The organism is Actinospineispora acaciae DSM 45401 (assembly GCF_000620785.1).
In the GTDB taxonomy this organism is placed as follows: Bacteria; Actinomycetota; Actinomycetes; order Mycobacteriales; family Pseudonocardiaceae; genus Pseudonocardia; species Pseudonocardia acaciae.
In genome coordinates this window covers 1-20,025 of record NZ_JIAI01000024.1, presented here as the reverse complement: position 1 = coordinate 20,025, position 20,025 = coordinate 1, and the positions used below count along the sequence as shown (strand labels likewise).

General features: G+C 72.8%; 20 protein-coding genes and 1 pseudogene. 4 read left to right on the top strand and 17 right to left on the bottom strand.

Annotated features, from left to right (window positions below; all coding sequences use genetic code 11):
- Window positions 1–213 precede the first annotated feature (213 nt).
- The 4 genes from N912_RS0145290 to N912_RS0145275 form a co-directional block, all read right to left on the bottom strand.
- Window positions 214–1,221: an ABC transporter substrate-binding protein gene (locus N912_RS0145290; RefSeq protein ID WP_245645933.1), complete on the bottom strand. Its 1,008-nt coding sequence runs from the start codon at window positions 1,219–1,221 to the stop codon at window positions 214–216.
- Window positions 1,218–2,984 carry an ABC transporter ATP-binding protein gene (locus N912_RS58780; RefSeq protein ID WP_051581699.1) on the bottom strand — a complete coding sequence of 589 codons (1,767 nt, stop codon included), beginning with the start codon at window positions 2,982–2,984 and terminating at the stop codon, window positions 1,218–1,220. Before N912_RS58780 ends, N912_RS0145290 begins: the two co-directional genes overlap by 4 nt.
- Entirely contained in the window at window positions 2,981–4,642 is a 1,662-nt protein-coding gene (locus tag N912_RS0145280) for an ABC transporter ATP-binding protein (RefSeq protein WP_051581698.1), read from the bottom strand. Before N912_RS0145280 ends, N912_RS58780 begins: the two co-directional genes overlap by 4 nt.
- A gap of 139 nt (window positions 4,643–4,781) precedes the next feature.
- Complete coding sequence (locus tag N912_RS0145275; RefSeq protein ID WP_156994399.1) at window positions 4,782–6,212, bottom strand: MFS transporter; 1,431 nt, start codon at window positions 6,210–6,212, stop codon at window positions 4,782–4,784.
- 114 nt (window positions 6,213–6,326) lie between these two features.
- Here N912_RS0145275 and N912_RS58775 point away from each other — a divergent pair, with 114 nt between their 5' ends.
- Window positions 6,327–6,887 (top strand): MerR family transcriptional regulator, encoded by a 561-nt coding sequence (locus N912_RS58775; protein ID WP_037070066.1) that lies wholly within the window; start codon window positions 6,327–6,329, stop codon window positions 6,885–6,887.
- Here the strand turns inward: N912_RS58775 and N912_RS0145265 are convergent.
- A complete protein-coding gene (locus N912_RS0145265) occupies window positions 6,863–7,444 on the bottom strand; it encodes a CGNR zinc finger domain-containing protein (protein ID WP_028927647.1) in 582 nt (193 codons plus the stop codon). The genes N912_RS58775 and N912_RS0145265 overlap by 25 nt on opposite strands.
- Window positions 7,445–7,495: 51 nt before the next feature.
- Between N912_RS0145265 and N912_RS0145260 the strand changes: the two genes are divergently transcribed.
- A complete protein-coding gene (locus N912_RS0145260) occupies window positions 7,496–8,200 on the top strand; it encodes an AzlC family ABC transporter permease (protein WP_051581697.1) in 705 nt (234 codons plus the stop codon).
- Window positions 8,200–8,517, top strand: coding sequence for an AzlD domain-containing protein (locus tag N912_RS0145255; RefSeq protein ID WP_028927645.1), 318 nt, complete (start codon window positions 8,200–8,202; stop codon window positions 8,515–8,517). Before N912_RS0145260 ends, N912_RS0145255 begins: the two co-directional genes overlap by 1 nt.
- A 3-nt stretch (window positions 8,518–8,520) precedes the next feature.
- Here N912_RS0145255 and N912_RS0145250 read toward each other — a convergent pair whose 3' ends face one another.
- A complete protein-coding gene (locus N912_RS0145250; protein ID WP_028927644.1) occupies window positions 8,521–8,934 on the bottom strand; it encodes an erythromycin esterase family protein in 414 nt (137 codons plus the stop codon).
- 333 nt (window positions 8,935–9,267) lie between these two features.
- Here N912_RS0145250 and N912_RS58770 point away from each other — a divergent pair, with 333 nt between their 5' ends.
- Window positions 9,268–9,534, top strand: coding sequence for a hypothetical protein (locus N912_RS58770; RefSeq protein WP_156994398.1), 267 nt, complete (start codon window positions 9,268–9,270; stop codon window positions 9,532–9,534).
- Window positions 9,535–9,635: 101 nt separating this feature from the next.
- Here N912_RS58770 and N912_RS0145240 read toward each other — a convergent pair whose 3' ends face one another.
- From N912_RS0145240 to N912_RS0145190, 11 genes and pseudogenes are all read right to left on the bottom strand, one after another.
- Window positions 9,636–10,598 (bottom strand): ABC transporter substrate-binding protein, encoded by a 963-nt coding sequence (locus N912_RS0145240; protein WP_028927643.1) that lies wholly within the window; start codon window positions 10,596–10,598, stop codon window positions 9,636–9,638.
- Between the two features lie 40 nt (window positions 10,599–10,638).
- Window positions 10,639–11,646: an ABC transporter permease gene (locus tag N912_RS0145235; RefSeq protein WP_028927642.1), complete on the bottom strand. Its 1,008-nt coding sequence runs from the start codon at window positions 11,644–11,646 to the stop codon at window positions 10,639–10,641.
- On the bottom strand, window positions 11,643–13,178 hold the full coding sequence (locus N912_RS58765; protein ID WP_342670907.1) for a sugar ABC transporter ATP-binding protein: 1,536 nt from the start codon (window positions 13,176–13,178) through the stop codon (window positions 11,643–11,645). Before N912_RS58765 ends, N912_RS0145235 begins: the two co-directional genes overlap by 4 nt.
- On the bottom strand, window positions 13,175–14,014 hold the full coding sequence (locus N912_RS0145225; RefSeq protein WP_037070075.1) for an amidohydrolase family protein: 840 nt from the start codon (window positions 14,012–14,014) through the stop codon (window positions 13,175–13,177). Before N912_RS0145225 ends, N912_RS58765 begins: the two co-directional genes overlap by 4 nt.
- Entirely contained in the window at window positions 14,011–14,982 is a 972-nt protein-coding gene (locus N912_RS58760; RefSeq protein ID WP_245645932.1) for an aldo/keto reductase, read from the bottom strand. Before N912_RS58760 ends, N912_RS0145225 begins: the two co-directional genes overlap by 4 nt.
- Window positions 14,983–15,093: 111 nt before the next feature.
- Window positions 15,094–15,762 carry a class I SAM-dependent methyltransferase gene (locus N912_RS64230; protein ID WP_064745581.1) on the bottom strand — a complete coding sequence of 223 codons (669 nt, stop codon included), beginning with the start codon at window positions 15,760–15,762 and terminating at the stop codon, window positions 15,094–15,096.
- On the bottom strand, window positions 15,759–16,475 hold the full coding sequence (locus N912_RS0145210; protein ID WP_028927640.1) for a TIGR04282 family arsenosugar biosynthesis glycosyltransferase: 717 nt from the start codon (window positions 16,473–16,475) through the stop codon (window positions 15,759–15,761). The genes N912_RS64230 and N912_RS0145210 overlap by 4 nt, the downstream gene beginning before the upstream one ends.
- Window positions 16,472–17,140: a glycosyltransferase family 2 protein gene (locus N912_RS0145205; RefSeq protein ID WP_037070063.1), complete on the bottom strand. Its 669-nt coding sequence runs from the start codon at window positions 17,138–17,140 to the stop codon at window positions 16,472–16,474. Before N912_RS0145205 ends, N912_RS0145210 begins: the two co-directional genes overlap by 4 nt.
- Window positions 17,141–17,196: 56 nt before the next feature.
- Window positions 17,197–18,264 carry an NAD-dependent epimerase/dehydratase family protein gene (locus N912_RS0145200; RefSeq protein ID WP_028927638.1) on the bottom strand — a complete coding sequence of 356 codons (1,068 nt, stop codon included), beginning with the start codon at window positions 18,262–18,264 and terminating at the stop codon, window positions 17,197–17,199.
- An 11-nt stretch (window positions 18,265–18,275) separates the two neighbouring features.
- A complete protein-coding gene (locus N912_RS0145195) occupies window positions 18,276–19,622 on the bottom strand; it encodes a hypothetical protein (RefSeq protein WP_245645931.1) in 1,347 nt (448 codons plus the stop codon).
- A gap of 54 nt (window positions 19,623–19,676) precedes the next feature.
- Window positions 19,677–20,025 (bottom strand): annotated as a pseudogene (locus N912_RS0145190) (Acg family FMN-binding oxidoreductase); the annotation flags it as partial.

Below are 20,025 nucleotides of genomic sequence, written 5' to 3'. Positions count from 1 at the left end.
TCACGTCCGTGCCGCAGTTCTTGATGGTGAACGGGTACGAACCCGTCGCGGCGTTCGGCCTGTCCGGGTCGGACGGCCTACCGCCGGCGCAACCGGCGAGCGCGAAGATTGTCAGGACAAGGGATGTAACGACACGCATCTTCATTTTTTGTGAGCGTCCGTCCAGTTGTGCGGTGAGTCCTGTGCGGACTCGTTGCCATGGCGGTCGGCTGTTCATCGGAACTTGTTCAGTCCTTCGACGAGCGCGGGAACCGCGTTCGCGGTGCAGCAGCTGTGATCCATGTAGCGGCCGGGGATCGTGATGAACCTGTCGTTGGCCACCGCATCGAGCTTGCTGGTGAGGGGGTCTTTCTTGAGCAGATCGATCTTTTCGCGCGCGGTGTCGTCGGGTTCGCCTCGGGTCAGGTCGGCCAGGATGATGACGTCGGGACTCCGGGCGGCGACCTCGTCCCAGCTCACCTCGGCCCACCTGGTCGACGCGTCGGCGAAGATGTTCTTGACCCCGACGAGGTCGGAGATGTGCTGCGGCAGACCGCCGGGGCCCGCTGCCCACGGGGTGCCGCCGTAGGTGGAGTAGAACCACATCACCTTCAGCGGGGTGTTCTTGTTCTCGATGGCGCCCAGCGCCTTGTTCACCACGGCCTTCTGCTCGGTCACAAATTTCTCGCCCTCGGCCGGTACGTCGAGGATCTTGGCCAGATCGCGGTACTCCTGGTACATCATTTCGAAGTTCGCGCCCGCCACGCTCTGGTGCATCACGCAGTCGAACTCGCTCACGTAGGACGGCACGCCCAGCTCGTACAGTTGCGCCCGGTCACCGGTACGCCCCGCGGTCAGAAAGTCCCCGAAGGTGGTGTAGACGAAGTCCGGCTGTGCTTCCAGCAGCTTCTCTTGTTTGATCTCCTGGCGGGGCGCGGACAGGATCGGGATCTTCCCGTACTGCTCGGCGACGTCCGCCGGCACCTTGTCGATCTCGTATCCCGATCCGACGATCCGGTCGCCCACTCCCAGGTGGATGAGGATCTCGGCGGCGGCCTGGCTCGCCGCGACGACTCGCCTCGGCGGCGCCTGGAACGTCACGTCTTTGCCGCAGTTCTTCATGGTGAACGGGTACGAACCCGTCGCGGCGTTCGGCCTGCCCGGATCGGACGACCCACCGCCGGCGCACCCCGCGAGCGCGAAGATTGTCAGGACAAGGGACGTAATGACACGCATCGTCATTCTTGTGAGTGTCCGTCCAGTTGCGCGGCGAGTAGTTCGACATACGTGCCGCCTCGGGCGAGGAGTTCTTGGTGGGTTCCGGATTCGGCGACCTGTCCGTCGGCGAGGACGACGATTCGGTCCGCGGTGCGGATGGTGGAGAGGCGGTGGGCGATGACCAGGGTGGTGCGGCCGTGGCGGGCCTCGTCCATTGCCCGGGTGACGGCGTGTTCGCTGGCGGCGTCGAGGTTCGACACCGCTTCGTCCATGACGAGGATCGGCGCGTCCTTCAACAGCGCCCGCGCGATCGCGATCCGTTGCCGCTGCCCGCCGGACATGAGCGCGCCGAGCTCGCCGGCGACGGTGTCGTATCCATCCGGCAGCGTGGTGATGAACTCGTGGGCCTGGGCGGCCCGCGCGGCGGCCTCGACCTCGTCGTCGGAGGCGTCGGCGCGGCCGAGCCGGATGTTGTCGCGCAGGCTGGTGTTGAACAGGAAGGTGTCCTGCGGCACCAGCGTCATGAGGCGGCGCAGGTCCTCCTGCGGGAAGTCGCGGACGTCGTGTCCGCCCACGGACACCGACCCGGCGGTGACGTCCCAGAGCCGCAGCAGCAGGTTGGCGCAGGTGGACTTGCCCGCGCCGGAGTGGCCGACCAGCGCGACGGTCTCGCCGGGACGGATCTCGAAGCCGACCTCGCGCACGGCGGGCCGAGGGTTGCCGCGATAGGCGAAGGTGACGGCGTCGAAGCGGACATGCGGCACGACCGGTCCGGCCGGCGCCCGGCCGACCAGGTCCGACACCGGGGCCGGCGCGTCGAGCAGCGTGGTGATGCGGTCGGCCGAGGACGCGACCATGGACAGCTCGCGCGCCACCTCGGTCACCTTCAGCACCGGCAGCATCGCCATCGCGGCGAGCACCACGGCGACCGGGAACAGGGAGCGGTCGAGGTCGCCCGCCACGACCAGCCGCGCGCCCAGCACCAGCACCGCGAGTATGCCCAGCAGGGCGATGGTGTCCGTGGCGGCGTACTCGATGCCGCCCCGGCGCCCGTGCGCGGCCTTCGCCCTGGCCAGCCGGGCGCCGTGGGTGCGCAGCAGCCCGAGCCGCTGGGCGTGGGCGCCGAAGTTCACCAGCTCGCGCAGGCCCTGGAAGGTGTCGGTGCTGTCGGCGCTCATCCGGGCCAGGGAGTCGCGCAGCTCGTGTCCGTGCAGCTCGGCCTGGCGCCGCAACCACGCCGGGACCGAGGCGAGCAGCACCAGGACCGGCACCAGCACGCAGGCCAGCGACCAGTGGAACCAGCCCAGCGCGACGGTGGTGGCGACCGGAACCGTCGACGCGACGGCCAGCGGGCTGAGCGTGTGGGCGAAGAACAGCTCGATCTGCTCCACGTCGGAGACGGCGGCGGAGCCGAGGTCGCCGGAGCGCCGTTCCAGCATGTAACCGGGGGAGAGCCGTTCGAAGGCGGCGAACACCTTGGCCCGGGTGTCGGCCAGCGCGCGGAACGCGGCGACGTGGGCGTAGGTGCTGTCGGCGAGGTTCATGGCGACCAGCGGCACGATCAGGCAGCCGAGCCCGACCAACCAGCCGGTGAGCTGGCCCGGCGAGGCCCCCGACGCCGCGCGCGCCACCACGTACGCGCCGATCCCCGCCGAGGCGAGCAGGAGCAGCTGGTGCAGCACCCCGGCCAGGTAGGCCACCGTGATGAGCCTGCGGTGCTCGCCCAGCAGGGGCATCAGGCTCCGGAGCCTGGTCACCAGCGACCGTCCCGACACCGCCGCGGTCACGCCGGCACCCCGGTCTGGGTCGCGACCAGCTCGGCGTAGAGGCCGTTGCGTGCCAGCAGGTCCGGGTGGCTGCCGAACTCGACCACCCGGCCGGAGTCCATCACCACTATCCGGTCGGCGTCGCGCACCGTGGACAGCCGGTGCGCGATGACGACGGTCGTGCGGCCTCGGGTCAGGTCACCGAGGGCCTGGGTGATCTCCGCCTCGTTGGCGGCGTCGATGCTGGAGGTCGGTTCGTCGAGGACGAGCACGGGGGCGTCCTTGAGCAGGGCGCGGGCGATCGCGATGCGCTGGCGCTCGCCGCCGGACAGTTTCAGGCCGCGTTCGCCGACGACCGTCTCGAACCCCCGCGGCAGGCGGTCGATGAACCCGGCCGCCCGCGCCGCGGTCACCGCGCGACGGATCTCCTCGTCGGTGGCGTCCGGCCTGGCGAGCAGCAGGTTCTCCCGAACCGTGCCGTGGAACAGGTAGGTGTCCTGCGCGACGACGCCGACCAGCGCCCGCAGGCCGGCCAGCGGGAGCTCACGGATGTCACGGCCGTCGACGCGGATCGTGCCCGCGTCGGCGTCGAAGTACCGCATCAGCATCCCGAGCACCGTGCTCTTGCCCGCTCCGGAACGGCCCACGATGGCCACCCGCTCGCCCGGCGCGACCACCAGGCTGAACCCGTCCAGCGCCGGCGCGCGGCGGGTCGGGTAACAGAACCGCAGATCGCGGAACTCCAGGCCGGGAGGGTCGCTCCGCAACGCCGGCGCCGTGATCACCGTGTCCCGCACCCTCGGTTGCAGGCGCAGGACGTCGGCGACCGCGCGACCGGCCGGGATGGCGTAGTACGCGGAGTGGTACGCCACCTCCAGCTCGTGCATGGGCCGGAAGGTCTCGCGGGTCAGCATCAGGATCGTGAACAGCCCCGCGACGCTCACCGTGCCGGTGGCCGCGTGCCAGGCGCCCAGGCCCACCGCCGCCGTGGTCCCGATCGGCACCATCAGCGCGGCGATGCTCGACGTGGCGCACCACGCCACCATCAGCCCGATGGAGTCCCGGCAGAACGCCTCACCGCGCTCGACCAGCTCCCGGCCCCGCCGGCCGCTGGCGTTGAACGCCTTGAGCGTCGCCATCCCCTGCACGGCGTCCAGGCTCTCGGCGTACATGCCCCGGTAGGACACCATCCAGCGGCCGCCGCGCTCCCTGATCCACCGTTCCCCGACCAGCTTGGACAGCGGCGCCAGCAGGGCACACGCCAGCACGACCAGGCCCACCGCCGGGTCGACGGCCATGACGTACACCGACGCGAAACACGACCCCAGCACGGACGCCACCACCGTCGGCACGAACCGGCCCACCAGCGGGTCGAGCAGCTCCACCGAGTCCACCAGCGTCGACTGGAGATCCCCGGTACGCATCCGCTGCGCCTGCCCGGGCCCGATCTCCATCAGCTTCACCGTCAGGCGTTCACGCACCGCCTCCTTGACCCGCGCCGACACCCGAGGCGCCCACGAGTCCCGCACGACGAGCAGCGCGATCCGAACCAACTGCAACACGCCGATCACGGCCAAGGACGCCAGCAGACCACCGGCATCGACCGACGAAAACGCCCTGAACAGCAGGTCCGCGATCAGGAGACCCTGACCCACATAGGTCGCCGTCACCAGCAACATCAGCCCGACGAGACCGGCTATCCCCATCCAAGCCCTCGGACGCACACCCAGAAACAACCTGATCGCCGACCACACGGGCCACCCCCACAAACGTGTCGCTCACCGCGTGAGCACGTCACTTTCTACATGAAAACGAGAATCATTTGCAACGGCAAGGGCGGTGCGGGCCGAGGCCGAGGGCGGAGAGGATGGCGAGCGCGGTGCCGATGGCCAGGACGGTGAACACGACCGTGTAGGCGTGGTCGTGGGGGACGCCGTCGGGGCCGGCGAGGCTGGCCAGGAGGGTGGCGGCGATGGCGGTGCCGAAGGCGCCGCCGCCGGCACGGGCGATCTGGTTGATCCCGGTCGCGACGCCCGTGTCGGCGGGTGCGACGGCCTGTGCGATGACGGTGGGCAGCACGGCGTAGGCGCCGCCGACGGCCAGTCCGAGGAGGACGCCGGCACCGATGAGGTCGGCCAGCGTGTGACGGGCGACGGCGGGCCAGGCGAACGAGACGATCATGACGGCGACCGAGGCGATCAGCACCGGCCGGGGTCCGGTGCGCGCGGTGACGCGGGCGGCGACCTGGACCCCGGCCGGGAGCAGCACCATCGCGGGCAGCAGGACCAGCCCGGAGACGGCGACGGAGCGCCCGAACCCGTAGCCGGTGGACGCCGGGGTGGTGACCAGCTCGGGGATGACGACGTATGCGGCGTACATGCCGAAGCCGATGAAGAACGCGGAGATGTTGCTCATCAGCACCGGACGCTGGGTGAACACCCGCATGCTCACCAGCGGCGCGGCGACGCGTCGCTCCACGATCACCCACCCGGCGAGCACGGCCGCGCCGGCGGCGAGCAGCGCGATGACCGCGGCGGAGGCCCAGCCCCAGTCGGGGCCTCGGTCGATGCCGAGCAGGATCGCGGCAAGGCCGACGGCGAGCAGGCCGGCGCCGGCCCAGTCCATCCGGACCTGGCCGGTGCTGGACTCGTGGCGTGGCCCGGTCACCCCCAGGGCGAGGGCGCCGACCACGCCGAGGACCACGGCGGGGACGAACATGCCGGCCAGGCCCGAGGCGTCGAGGAGGATGCCGGACAGCGGCAGGCCGATCCCGCCGAGGCCGGTCATCGCGCTGAGCAGCCCGATGCCGAGCCCGAGCCGGCGGGGCGGCTGGGTGGCGCGCAGGATCGAGAAGCCGATCGGGAAGATCGCCGAAGCCAGGCTCTGGATGAAGCGGCCGGCCAGGAAGGCGCCGTACCCCGGGGCGAGGATGCACACCACGCTGCCCACGGCGAGGCCGGCCATGATGATCACGCCGACCAGGCGGTGCCCGTGCCGGTCCGCCAACCGCGCGATGATCGGGGTCGTCACCGTGCCGCCGAGCAGGTTGATCGTCAACGCCCACGACGCCGACCCGCCCGACAGGTGGTAGTGCCCGCCGATCTGTCCGAGCGCGGGGATCACCATCACCGCCGCGAGCCCGTAGCCGAACCCCGACACCAGCAGTGCGGCCAGCACGCCGAGCCCGCCGCCCGCGCCGGTAGCGTGCTCCCGGCCGGTGGCTGTCGCCCTACTCGCCCCATTCGTCACAGCGCTTCGTCTCCCGGTTGGCTCGGTTCCGTCACGTCCCCGCTCGCCAGCAGCGAGAATCGTTTTCAACAAGAACCCTTCCGGGTGAAGCCGACTTCATGTCAAATGGGAAGCATGGATCGGGACGTGCTCACCATCGGCCAGGCCGCCGCGACGTTCGGGCTGCCGGTGTCCACGCTGCGGTGGTGGGAGAGGGAAGGGCTCGTCCAGCCGCTGTCCGGCGCCGGCGGCCGGCGCGCGTACGGTCCGCACGAGTTGCGCCGGATCGCGCTCATCCAGCTGTTCCGGCAGACCGGCATGATGTCGCTCGACGACGTGCGGAATGTCTTCAGCGGCACGACCAACACCCACGACTGGCGCGACACGGTGACCAGCCGCATCGCCGTCATCGACCGGCAGCGCGCCCGGTTGGACAGCGCCCGGCGCTACCTCACCCACCTGCTGATCTGCGAGAACGACGATCCCACCCGGTGTCACCTGATGGACCGCGACATCGCCGCCCACACTTCCTGGCCGCCGGGCGACCGTGACGAAACGTCACGTGACGAAACAGTCGATGACGACACCTGCGAGGTCTGCGGTCTACCCGTCGTTCGACCCGCCACCGGACGACCTCGCCGCTACTGCTCGCACGCCTGCCGCCAGCGCGCCTATCGCCGGCGCGACAGCTCGTAGTGCCGGCGGACCCGATCGCGGTTGCCGCAGTCGGCCGTGCTGCACCAACGGCGGGTGTGGTTGCGGCTGCGGTCCAGGAACAGCCAACCGCAGGCGGAGCCGGCGCACTCGCGCAGCCGCCGCACGTCCGGCGAACACAGCAGCTCCCACGCGCCGAGTGCGATCCGGTGCGGCAGGTCGGCGGGCGTGCGTACGGGCATCGTCCAGCGCAACGGCAGCGCGGGGACCGGGCGCGCGTGCCGCAGCGCGTCGAGCAGGACGGCGTTCAGCGCGTCGAGGGCCTCGGGCTCCGGCTCGGAAGCGTTGGCCGTCGCGACGAGCACGGCGTAGGCGGTCTCACGGATGTCCCGCACCCGCGCGAGCGTGTCGGCGTCCAGGTCGGTGAGCGCCGCGAGCTCGGCGTCGGTGAGCAGGCCGGTGTGGCCCAGCCAGCGCGGGAGCGCGGCGGGGTCGGACAGGTTGTCCCGCACCCTGGTCGGGTCGCGGCGCCAGGACACCGTGTTCACCAGGTCGAGCAGCGGATGGCCGCCGATCAGGTCGGGCCGGCCGGTCGTCATGCCGCCATATCCTAATGCCTGTACATCGATTTGGGTGTTAGCGTCGGGCGCATGACTGCAGAACCAACGACGGATCCGGATGACACGAGAGCCCGGTTCCGCGCCGGCCTCCGCATCGGGCTGCCGCTGGCGGTGCCGAGTTTCGTGCTCGCGGTGTCGTTCGGTGCGCTGGCCACCGGCAGCGGGTGGAGCGCGGTGGCCGTGATCGTGTCGTCTCTGCTGGTGTTCTCGGGTTCGGCGCAGTTCGCACTCGTCGGCGGCCTGGCCGGCGGGGGAGGGGTGCTGGTCGCGGTGACCGCGGCCGCGCTGATCAACATGCGGTTCCTGCCGATGGGCCTGGCGATCGGGCCGAGCCTGAAGGGCGGCCGGGTGCGCCGCGCGCTGGAGGGCCAGGCGGTGGTGGACGCCTCCTGGGCGGCGGCGCACCTCGGCGGTGGCCGGTTCGACAGGGAGCGGCTGTTCGGCACCACCGCCGTGCAGTGGGCGGCCTGGATGATCGGCACCGTGGTGGGGGCGGTGGTCGCGCCGCCGCACGGGCTGATGCAGGACCTGGGGCTAGACGCGATGTTCCCGGCCTTCTTCCTGATCCTGCTGATCGACGAGCTGCGCGGGTCGCGCCGGGCCAAGGCCATCGCCGGGGTGAGCGCGTTGCTGGCCGCCGGGCTGGTGTTCGTGCTGCCGATGGGGCTGGCGTTGCTGCTGGCCTCGCTGCCGGCGTTGGTCGGGCTGCGGGCCGCCCGGGCGGCGGGGGCGTGATGGGTGCCGCGGTGTGGGTGTCGGTGCTGATCGTGGCGGCGATCAGCTTCACCATCAAGGCGGTCGGCCCGGCGGCGCTCGGGCACCGCGAGCTGCCGGCGCCGGCGGCCCGGGTGATCACGCTGCTGGCGCCCGCGCTGCTGGCCGCGTTCGTGGTGGTCAACCTGGCCGGCGAGCACTGGGGCGCGGTGCAGTGGCCGGTGGTGGCCGGGGTCGGGGTGGCCGGCGCCGTGCGGCTGCTGCGGGCGCCGATGCTGGCCGCGATGGCCTGCGGCGTGGCGGCCGCGGCACTGCTGCGGCTGCTGCCCGGCGTGTGACCCTCACAGCGGTGTCATGGCCGGTGAGCGGTCGAGGTAGAGCACGGCGGCGAACTGCTCGCGCACGATGACCTGAGCCTGTTTGGGCCGGCCGAGCCATTCCTTCCTCGGCCGGCCGAACAGGGTGCGCCTCGGTTCGGTCGCGGCCGGGTCGACGATCAGGTACGGGGCGTCGAGCTCGTGCAGGCGGCGGTCGAACGAGTGGGACCGCGGGTCCGGCCCGTCGTTGAGCACGGCTGGCCTGCCCGGCCATTGGGTGGCGACGTGGTACCCGGTCAGCGCGACCGCCCGGTAGCGCTCGCCGAGCCGTTCGCGCAGGAGCGTGCCCATCCCCTTCGCCGCGCCCATCCAGTAGCCGCGCAGCCCAAGGCGGTCCGTCTCGCCGCCCTCGACCTCGCCGAGGCGGCCGCCGCCCAACAAACACCCAGCTCAGAAGCCGTGAGTGGTAAGCGGTGCCATAGCACCTCTAACCACTCACGGGTGGTGACCAGGGGAAACGAACTATGAGTGTGGACGGCGGGGTTCGGACCATTGATGTGGGCGCGGCGCCTGCGCGGTTCGCCAGGGGTGGCACTGTCTCGGGCTGGCGGAGAAAGCCGCCGGAGGTGTGCACCGACTCGCCGAGCCCGACCAGCTCGGCCCCACCGACGAGATCGCCGAGCGGCGCCAGCTCATGGTCCGGTCCGTCCACATCCAGCGCTGGCCCGCCCGGCGGCGCTGCTGACACTGTTCACCGGGTTGGTGCTGGCCGTGGGAACCCGCTGGGGCCTGACCCGGCACTGGTGGGTGCCGGCGAAGCTGGCCCTGTTGCTGGCCACGGTGGTGGTCACCATCTCGGTGTCACCCGAGATGCTGCGCTACGCCGTGGCACACGCCGAGGCGGCCGGTACGCCGGAGTATCTCCGGGCGCAGACCGTGCTGGTGGTGATGGCGCTCTACCACGTCGCAATGATCAGCGCCGCGGCCGCGTTGTCGGTGTTCAAGCCGGGCGGCCGGATCTCGCGGGCACGGCGGTAGGACGGACATCGGTGTGCTTCCCGCCCTGGTGCCTCGGCTCCGCGACGCCGTTGATCCTCACCAGGACGTCGAGGAGGCCGAGGCACAGCGCGGTCGTTCTCTCACTGGTAGAGGACGTCCTTGATCTGCGGGGATCCGACGTTGGTGCTGTCGTACCAGAAGAAGCCGGTGTCGATGACCTTCGGCTGCGGCTCGCCCTTGCTGGCCTTGATCGCCGCGCGCACCACCTCGGCGCCCATGCCGACCGGGTTCTGGGTGATCGCGCCGAGCATCTGGCCGCTGGCCACGGCGTCCACCTGCGCCTTGCCGGAGTCGAAGCCGACGATCTTGATGCCCTGCACGCCGCTCTCCTGGACGCCCTTCAGGACGCCGATCGCGGAGCCCTCGTTGGAGCCGTAGATGCCCTTGATGTCCGGGTTGGCCGCGATCATCGCCTTGGTCATGTCGGCGGACTTGGCCTGGTCGCCGCCGCCGTACTGGGGCTGCAGCAGCTGGATGCCGGGGGCGTTGGCGCGCATCCACTCGGTGAAGCCGTCGCGGCGGTCGGTGCCGGACTTGCTGGTCTGGTCGTGCACCACCAGGCCGACCTTGCCGGTGCCGCCGAGGGACGCGGCGAGGTGCTTCGCGGCTTCGGCGGCGGCCGCCTTGTTGTTGGTGGACGCGGTGGTGACCGGGATGTCGCTGTCCACCCCGGAGTCGAACGCGACGACCGGGATCTTGTTGCCCTGCGCCTGGCGCAGGATCGGCGCGGCCGCCCGCGAGTCCAGGGCGGCGAGGGCGATCGCGGTGGGGCTCTTGCCGATCGCGTTGGTCAGCATGGTGACCTGGGCTTCCACGTCGGCCTCGGTGGCGGGGCCGTCGAAGCTGATCCGGACGTTCTGCTTGGCCGCCTCCTGCTCGGCGCCGCGCTTCACCGCCTGCCAGAACTGGTGCTGGAAGCCCTTGGACACGATGGCGATGTAGGGCTGGCCGTTCTTGGCGCCGCCGGAACCGCAGCCGGCGAGGACCATGGTCAGCGCCGCCGCCGCGGCGATCAGGGCGGTCAGGGTGTGTCGGGTGCGCAAGGTGACCTCCGTTGGTCTTCGGGGCGCGGGTGGACTCGGGTCAAGCTGTGCGCTTGCGCGCCTGGTCGACGTAGACCGCCAGCAGGATGACCACGCCGAGGATGACGTTCTGCCACTCCTGCGGGATGGACATGATCTGCAGTCCGTTGTTCAGCACCGAGATGATCAGCGCGCCGATCAGGGTGCCGACGATGGAGCCCTTGCCGCCGGACAGCGAGGTGCCCCCGATCACCACCGCCGCGATGGCCTGCAGCTCGTAGCCCAACCCGGTGGCCGGCTGGGCGGACCCCAGCCTGGCCGAGATCATGATGCCGGCCAGCCCGGTGAACAGCCCGCCGATCACGTAGATGACGATCTTCCACCGGCGCACCGCGATGCCGGACAGCGCGGTGGCGTCCTCGTTGCTGCCGATGGCGTAGGTGTAGCGGCCGAGCACCGTGGTGTTCAGCAGCACGCCGGCGACCACCGCGACCAGGGCCAGCACCAGCACCGCGTTGGGGAAGCCGGAGCCGGGGATCAGGTTGCCGATGGAGATGTCCGAGTAGCCGGGGTGGTCGCTGAAGTAGATCGGCGCGCTGTGCGAGAGCACCAGGGCGAGGCCCTGGGCCACCATCATCATGGCCAGCGTGGCGATGAACGGCGGCAGCTTCAGCACGGCCACGCTGACCCCGTTGACCAGTCCGATCAGCCCGCCGAACAGGATGGTGCCGAGCACGCCGAGGGGGATCGGCAGGCCGGTGTTCACGATCAGCACGCCGGAGACCACCGCGCACAGCGCCATCCCGGTGCCGATGGAAAGGTCGATGCCGCCGGCGATGATCACGGCGGTGGTGCCCAGCGCGAGGGTGCCGATGACCACCGTGGAGAACAGGATGTTGGTGACGTTGCCGTAGTTGAGGAAGTTCGAGTCGGCGATCGCGAAGAACGCGAAGATCACCACGAGCCCGGCGCTGGCGAGCAGCTGCTGCAGCCGGCCGCGCACGGTGCGCAGCCGGTCGGCGCCCTCGTCGGTGGCGGCGCGGGTGGGCTTGCTGGTCGTGGACGTCATGGGCTGCCTGCTCCCTCCGGGAGTTCTTCCCGCGCGCCGGCACGGAGTGTGGCCAGATGCATGATCGATTCCTGGGTGGCGTCGCGCGCCTCGAGCCGGCCGGTCACCCGGCCCTCGCTCATCACCACGACGCGGTGCGACAGCCGCAGCACCTCGGGCAGCTCCGAGGAGATGACGATGATCGCCTTGCCCTCGGCGGCCAGGTCGCGCACCAGCCGGTAGATCTCCTCCTTGGCGCCGACGTCGATGCCCCGGGTCGGCTCGTCGAAGATCAGCACCTCGCAGTCCCGGACCAGCCACTTGGCGATGACGACCTTCTGCTGGTTGCCGCCGGAGAGGTTGCGCACCAGCGCGCCGAGCGAGGGCGTCTTGATGCGCAGGTCGTCGATGGCGGAGGCGGCGCGCGACGCGATGCTCCGGCGCTTGACGAACCCGGCGGTCTGGAACGAGCGGGCCAGCGAGCTGAGCGCGATGTTCTCCGCGACGGTCTGCTCCAGGATGAGCCCGAGGTGCTTGCGGTCCTCGGACAGGTAGCCCACGCCGAGCCGCGCCGCGGTCGCCGGGTCGGGGATGCGCACCGTCCGCCCGTGCAGCTCGATGGTGCCCGAGGTGGTCGGGTCCGCGCCGACCAGCGCCCGCGCGACCTCGGTGCGGCCGGCGCCCATCAGCCCGGCGAACCCGAGGATCTCGCCCTCGTGCAGGTCGAACCCGACGTCGCGCAGCAGCGCCTTGGTGGACAGGCCGCGCACCGAGAGCACCGGGCGCCCGGCGTCCGGCGCTTCGGCGGGGCCGGAGGCGGGCGGCAGCTCGCGGCCCACCATGCGGGTGATCACGTCGGCCAGGCTGGCCGCGCTGGTGGTCAGCGTGTCCACGAACCGGCCGTCCCGGATGACCGTGATCCGGTCGCTGATCGCCTTGAGCTCCTCGAGCCGGTGGGAGATGTAGATGACGCCGGTGCCGGCGTCCCGGAACCGCCGGATGAGCCCGTGCAGGACGTCCACCTCGGCGTCGTTCAGCGCCGCCGTCGGCTCGTCCATGATCAGCACGCGGGCGTCCTGGGACAGCGCCTTGACGATCTCCACCATCTGCTGCTGGGCCACCGTGAGCCGGCCGACCTGGGCGTTCGGGTCCAGCGGCAGGTGCAGCCGGTCCAGTAGCTCGCGGGTCATGGTGACCAGCGCGCGGTGGTCCAGGAAGATCCGCCCGCGCCGGGGCTCGCGCCCGACGAAGACGTTCTGCGCCACGGTGAGGTCGGGGATGAGGTTGAACTCCTGGTGGATGATGCTGATGCCCAGCTCCTGGGCGTGCTTGGGGTCGCCGACCAGCACCCGTTCGCCGTCGATCCGGACCTCGCCGGCGTCCGGCTGGTGGATGCCGCTGAGGATCTTCATCAGGGTGGACTTGCCGGCGCCATTCTCCCCGACCACGGCGAGCACCTCGCCGGCGTGCAGGTCCAGGTGCATCTCGTCCAGCGCCACCACGCCGGGGAACTCCTTGCGCACGCCGCGCACCTCGAGCAGGGGGGCCGTCACGATCTCACCTCCCCGAGGCGGTAGACCCGTTCGGCCGTGCCGCCGAGCAGCGCGGCGCGCTCGTCCGCGGTCAGTTCGTCGACCAGCGGCATGGTGGCGGCGAGCGTACCGGGGTAGCCGTTCCCGCCCAGCGTCATCGGCCAGTCGCTGCCCCAGGCCAGCCGGTCCGGCCCGAACAGCTCCAGCGCGGCGTCGAACACCGGGCGCAGCGAGCTGGCAGGCAGGTGCTGCAGGCCGGAGAGCTTGGCCACGGTGTTCGGACGGGCGGCGATCGCGGCGAACAACCGCCGCCACTCGGGCAGGTCGGAAGGGTCGGCCGGGGGCTTGCCGAGATGGTCGAGTACGACCGTCAGCTCGGGCAGGCCGGCGGCCAGGTCCGCCACGTCGGCCAGGTGGCGGGGCCACGCGTCGGGCACGTCGAAGGCGAGGCCGCGCCCGGCGAGCAGGCGCAGCGAGGTGCGCACGGCCGGCAGGCGCAGGAAGTCGTCGCGCGGGTCGTCGTGCACCAGGTGGCGGATGCCGCGCAGGGCGGGCTCGCCGGCCAGCTCGTCCAGCCGGGCGGCCGCGGCGGCGGGATCGTCCAGCCGGACCCAGCCGACCACGCCGGCCACCCAGGGTTCGCGGTGCGCGACCTCCAGCATGAAGTCGGTGTCCGCGTCGGTGTCGTCGGCCTGTACGAGCACGGCCCTGGGTACGCCGGCCCGGTTCAGCTCGGTGGCCGCGCGGTCGGGTCCGATGGTGGTGTGCAGCGGCCCGTGCGCCGGCGTGATCCACCGGTACGGGCTCCGGGCCAGGTCCCACAGGTGCAGGTGGGTGTCCACCAGCGGGGCCGTCACCGGACGCCCGCCCCGGTCCGGTCCAGCCGCGCCCACAGCTCGTCCGGCACCGGCAGCGCCAGCCGGGCGAGGTTCGAGCGGACCTGTTCCGGGCTGGACGCCCCCAGCACCACGCCGCGCACCAGCTCGTGCCCGCGCCGGAACGGGAATTGCAGCGCCGCGGTGGGCAGCTCGACGCCGTGCGCGGTGCAGGTGTCGGCCAGCTCGCGCGCCCTCTCCCACACGTCCGGTGGCGTGGCGCCGTACTCGTAGTGCGCGTCCGGCGACGGGTCGGGGCGGGACAGCAGGCCCGAGTTGTACACCCCGGCGACGACGATCCCGGTGCCGTGCCGGGCGCAGGAGTCGACCAGCCCCTGGTCCCACTCCAGCAGGGTGAGCCGGCCGGCGACCATGAGCAAGTCGAACACGCCGGTGTCGGCGGCCGCGCGCAGTGTCTCGGCGGACTTCGAGCCGACCCCGATCGCGCGGACAGTGCCCTCCTCGCGCAGCCGCGCCAGCGCCTCGGTGGCCGAGCGCAGCCCGCCGGCCGGGTCGTCGGACTCGTCGGGGTCGTGCAGGTACAGCACGTCCACCCGGTCGATGCCCATGCGCTCCAGCGACTCGTGCAGGCCGCGCCGCACGCCGTCCAGGCTGAAGTCCCAGACCCGCTCGTGGTCGGCCGGCACGGCGAACCCGTTGGCCTCGTCGGTGCGGTGCGCGGTGCCGGGGGAGGGGCGCAGCAGCCGGCCCACCTTGGTGGACACGACCACCTGGTCCCTCGGCAGGCCTCGCAGGAACGCGCCGAGGCGCCGCTCGGACAGGCCAAGGCCGTAGTGCGGCGCGGTGTCGAAGTACCGGATGCCACCGTCCCAGGCGGCGGCGAGGATCTCGGCGGCGCACCGGTCGGACATGGCCGCGTACAGGTTGCCGAGGTTCGCGCCGCCCATGCCCAGCGGCCCTACCGGCGGCGCCTCCGCCCCATCACTCACAGGGACCTTCCCCATCTCCGCGACACTGCTCAGCCGTACCGTAGAGATCTGATGTATCCGCGTCAATATGCGACTTTCGGGCACGCGATGTGGTGCCTGACGGAACAGACATCAGACTTCTGGGGAACCTCCGAAGCCCATGGTGGCATCCTGCCGGTGCAGGTGGGCGACCGCTCGGCGGTGGGTCGGGTCCCGGTGGATGGTGGTGAGCCGCATGCCGGCGGCGGATGCGATCGCGCCGATGGCGGCCGGCCCGACCAGCGCCCATGCGAACCAGCCGCTGACCGGCCGCGAGCGTGCGAGCAGCCGGGCCTGGCCGCGCCACAGTTCGGGCTCGGCGGCCAGCTCCACCAGCACCGAGCCGTGGCTGTGCAGCAGGCGGCGGACCCGCCGCAGCAGGCCGACCGGGTCACCGCCGATGCCGATGTTGCCGTCCGCGAGCAGCGCGTGGTGCCACCGGCCCTCGCCGGGAACGGGCCCGAAGAGGTCGCGGCGCAGGACCGGCGCGCCTCGTGCGGCGCACAGCCGTACCGCCGTCGGTGAGTTGTCCACGCCCAGTGCCGGCACGCCGCGCTCGGTCAGCGCGGCCACCAGCCGGCCCGGTCCGCAGCCGAGGTCGATGGTCGGCCCCCGGCAGGCGTCCAGGAGCGACCGGTCGGAGCGTCCGGCGCGGTCGTGCCAGCGGCGGGGATGCAGCCGGGTGGGGGTGGCGCCGGCCCGCTCCAGCCGGCAGCGGCGACCGGCCAGCGGGTAGGCGAAGTGGTCGGTTGCCGAGGTCATCGGGTGGCGCCGGGCAGGGGCGAGAGCACGTCGCTCACCGCGGCCACGAACCGGGCAGCGGTGGCCTCGGCCTGTGCGGAGGCGGCGACGGACAGGGCGTCCTCGGCGGTGTCCACGTCGCGCATCTCGGGCAACAGTGCGACGTCCAGCCCGGCGGTGCGCAGCGCGCGCAGGGTGCGCTCACCGGTGTCCGGCCGGGAGGTCGGCACCGCCGCGATGACCCGCGCCGCGCGTGGGTCGCGCAGCCCGAGCGCCCACCAGCCGCCGTCGTAGGCCGGGCCGAGCACCGCGTCGGGTCCGTGCGGCGCGCGCAGGGGGGCGAGCGCATCGGTGAGGTCGGTGGCGCGCAGCTGTGGGGTGTCCATGCCGATCTGCAGGACCGGCCGGCCCGGCAGACGGCTCGCCGCGGCGGCGTGTGCCAGCGCGATGCGCTCGCCCAGCCGGTCGCCGCGCTGGGCGAACACCGCCAGGCCGGCCAGTGCGGCGCGCAGCTCGGCGCGCCGTGGCGCGTCCGCCAGCCGGCCCGTCCAGGCGACCAGCCCGAGCGCGCCGGGGACGGCGCGCACCGCGTCCAGGGTGTCCAGCAGCGCGGCGGCGGCGATGAGTGCGGCCTCGGCGGGCGTGGCCGGCGGGCACAGCCGGGTTTTCGCCCGGCCGGGGACGGGGGCCTTGGCGAGCAGCAACAGCGCCGCCGTGTCGGGCGGCCGGATCACCGCGCACCGGCCAGCACTGAGACCAGCACGGCGGCCATCGCCCAGGCGGCGCGCACCGTGCCGCGCACCGAGCCGGACACCTTGGACCGGCCGCCGGTCCTCGGCGCATACTCGACGTCCGTCTCGTGGACCAGCCAACCGGCGGCGTTGGCGCGGAGCAGCAGCTCCAGGGGGTAGCCGGAGCCCCGGTCCCGGACGTCCAGCGCGAGCAGCGCCGCCCGGCGACCGGCACGCACCGGACCGATGTCGTGCACCGGGATGCCCCGACGCCGCAGCACCATCGCGATCAGCGCGTTGCCCGCGCGCGCGTGCCAGGGCCAGGCGCCCGCGCCGTGCGGCACCCGCCGGCCGACGGCCAGGTCGGCCCCCTCGTCGACGGCGGCGACCATCGCCGGCAGCGCCTCCGGCGGCAACGAGCCGTCGCCGTCCAGCACGCACACGTACTCGGCGCTGGCCGCGAGCAGCCCGGCGTGCACGGCGGCGCCGTAGCCACGCCGGGGTTCGCGGACCACCACGGCGCCCGCGGTGGCCGCGACCCGGGCGGTGCCGTCCGTGCTGCCGTTGTCCACGACGATCGCCCGGTACCCGGTGGGGAGCCGGCGCAGCACCCCGGGCAGTGCCTCTGCCTCGTCCAGGCAGGGCAGCACCACATCCACGCTGATCATGTTTGGCAGGGTAGGGAGACGGGGCCGCCGGGAGGCCGGATCGCGTGCTTACGGATTCATGACGCCCGTGCGGTGGCGGCCGGCTCGCGCGTCTCGTCGGTGGCGAACGCGGCCACCCCGTCGGCGAAGCCGGTCACGGCGTGGAAGCCGAGCACGGCGCGCGCCTTGACGGGGGAGGCCACCACGTGCCGCACGTCCCCGGGGCGCGCCCCGCCGACGATCACCGGCGGCGGGCCGCCCATCGCCTCGGCCAGCGTGGCGGCCAGCTCGCCGACCGTGTGCGGCTCGCCGGAGCACACGTTCAGCGCCGTCAGGCCGCCTGCGGCGGGGTCGGCGCGCAGGGCCAGCGCGTTCGCCTCCGCCACGTCGGTGACGTGCACGAAGTCGCGCCGCTGCGCGCCGTCCTCCAGCACCCGGGGCGCCCGGCCGGCGGCCAGCGCGGAGCGGAACAGGGACGCCACCCCGGCGTACGGGGTGTCCCGGGGCATCCGTGGGCCGTACACGTTGTGGTAGCGCAGCGACCACACCGAGCCGCCGGTCTGCCGCGCCCACGCCGAGGCCAGGTGCTCCTGGGCGAGCTTGCTGGCCGCGTAGGTGCTGCGCGGGTCGACCGGGGCGTCCTCGGTGACCAGCCCGGGCCGAAGCGGCGCCGCACAGTCCGGGCACGCCGGCTCGAAGCGGCCGGCGGCCAGGTCCTCGGCGCGGCGCGGACCCGGCCGGACGGTGCCGTGTGTGGGGCAGTCGTAGCGACCCTCGCCGTAGACGACCATCGAGCCGGCCAGCACGAGCCGGCGCACCCCGGCCGCGTGCATGGCGGCCAGCAGCACGGCGGTGCCGTAGTCGTTGTGGCTGGCGTAGTCCGGGGCGTCGGAGGGATCCACCCCGTGCCCGACCATCGCCGCCTGGTGGCACACCGCGTCCACCCCGTCCAGCAGCTCGCGCAGCAGCTCGCCGTCGCGCACGTCGCCCACCACCAGCCGGTGCTCGCGCAGCCACGGCGGCGCGCCGGCGTGGGCCTGCGGCAGCAGCGCGTCCAGCAGCAGCACCTCGTCGCCCCGCGAGGCCAGCCGGTCGGCGATGTGCGATCCGATGAAACCCGCCCCGCCCGTGATCAGAATCCGCACGTCTCCGCCCTTCACCACACCGTCAACAACAGGTGGTTGACGACCAGCGCCAACCCGGCCTGCGCGAGCAGCCACCTCGCGGGTCGGTCCAGCAGCGCGCAGGGCACCGCCAGCCACACCGCGAACGGCAGCCAGATCCGCTCCACCTCGGCCTTGCTCAACCCGGACAGGTCGGCGAACAGCACCGCGACCAGCGCGGCACCCACCAGGGCGGCCGAGGCCACCGGCAGCGCGCGCGGCGCGGCCAGCGCCCGCCGCAGGCCCACCACCGCCGCCGGACCCATCGCGAACAGGAACGCGGCCAGGTTGGCCCACACGAAGTACGCGTACGGCCGGCTGGCGGCGGCGCTCGCCGCGTAGATCACCCGAACCCGCTCGAACCCGGTGAACCACCAGAACCCGCTCGCGGTGAACCCGGCCACCACCAGCAGCGACCCCGCCCCGACCAGCACCGCCGCCCGCACCCGCCGAGCCACCAGCAGCACCGCACCGGGCAGCGCCATGCCCAGCACCAGCCCGTAGGACAGGTACAGGCAGCCACCGCAGCACACCCCACCGGCCAGCGCGGCACAGTCCGCACGCCACCCCGTGCCGGTGGCGCCGAGCGCGGCCAGCGCCACCGCCCAGGCCAGCGCGGCGGCGAACAGCCCGTCCGCGGACACCCCGACCCACACGGCGGCCGGCGCCAGCACCGCGAACGGCAGCACCCGCCGGGCCAGCGCCTGCCCGCCCAGCGCGCGCACCGCGACCGCCACCGCGACCGCCGAGGAGGCGCCGGTCAGCAGCACGAACACCCCGGCCCACGCGCCGCCGCCCAGCCCCGCCCGGTCCAGCAGCACGAACACCAGGAACGCGCCGGGCGGGTGCGCGCCGACGTGGGTGGTCCAGAACTCGGTCTGTCCCGGATCGACCTGGCTGGTCAGGATGTGGTCGGCGAAGGTACGCAGCAGGGTGCCCGGCTCGCCGGCCCTCGGCACGTCGTGCAGGTACTCGTCCCCGGTGGCCAGCCGGCCGGCGACGCCCCGCTGCCAGCCGTCCACCAGGGCGAGCGACGACGTCCAGGCCACGGACACGGCGTAGCCGCCGGCCAGCAGCGGCCGCCAGGCCAACCGCTCGGCCAGCGCCGGACCCCGGGTCGCCACCAGCCCCGCCACCAGCAGCGCCGCCGGTGTGCCCGGGCCGACGTGCGGAAGCCACTCGGCGTTCAGCGGCGGGAAGCCGAGAAGGATCTCCACGCCGCGCGCGAGCAGCGCCCGACCCACCAGCACGGCCGCCGCGACCAGCGCCACGCACCCGAGAAGCGCCGCCGCGTCCGGCGACACCACGCCCCGGCGCCGCGCGCGAGCGGAGATCAACACCGCCACACGGTAGGACGCGCCGACCCGTTCCGACCCTTACCGATCTGTGACGGCTCAGCCGAGCACGTCGGCGACGGGGCGCCTCGGGGTGCGGGGCACCGGTGAGCCGTATCCGATCCGGAGCAGGGTCTGTGGCCACAGGCCGCCGCCGATCAGCGCGCGCAGGTCCTTGCGGGTTTCGGGCACCTCGACGACCTGGGACAGGAAGGACGCGGACAGCCCGAGGTAGGTGGCGGTGAGCAGGACTCGTTGCATGGCCTGGCCGGCCTGCAGGCGGGCCAGCCGGTGGTCGTGGAACGAGCCGACCACGGCGATCAGGGGATCCGGTTCGAAGTCCTTGCCGGCCACGCGGGGGCGCGCCCGGCCGGCGCTGAAGTCGCGCAGTACCCACCGGTCCTGCGGT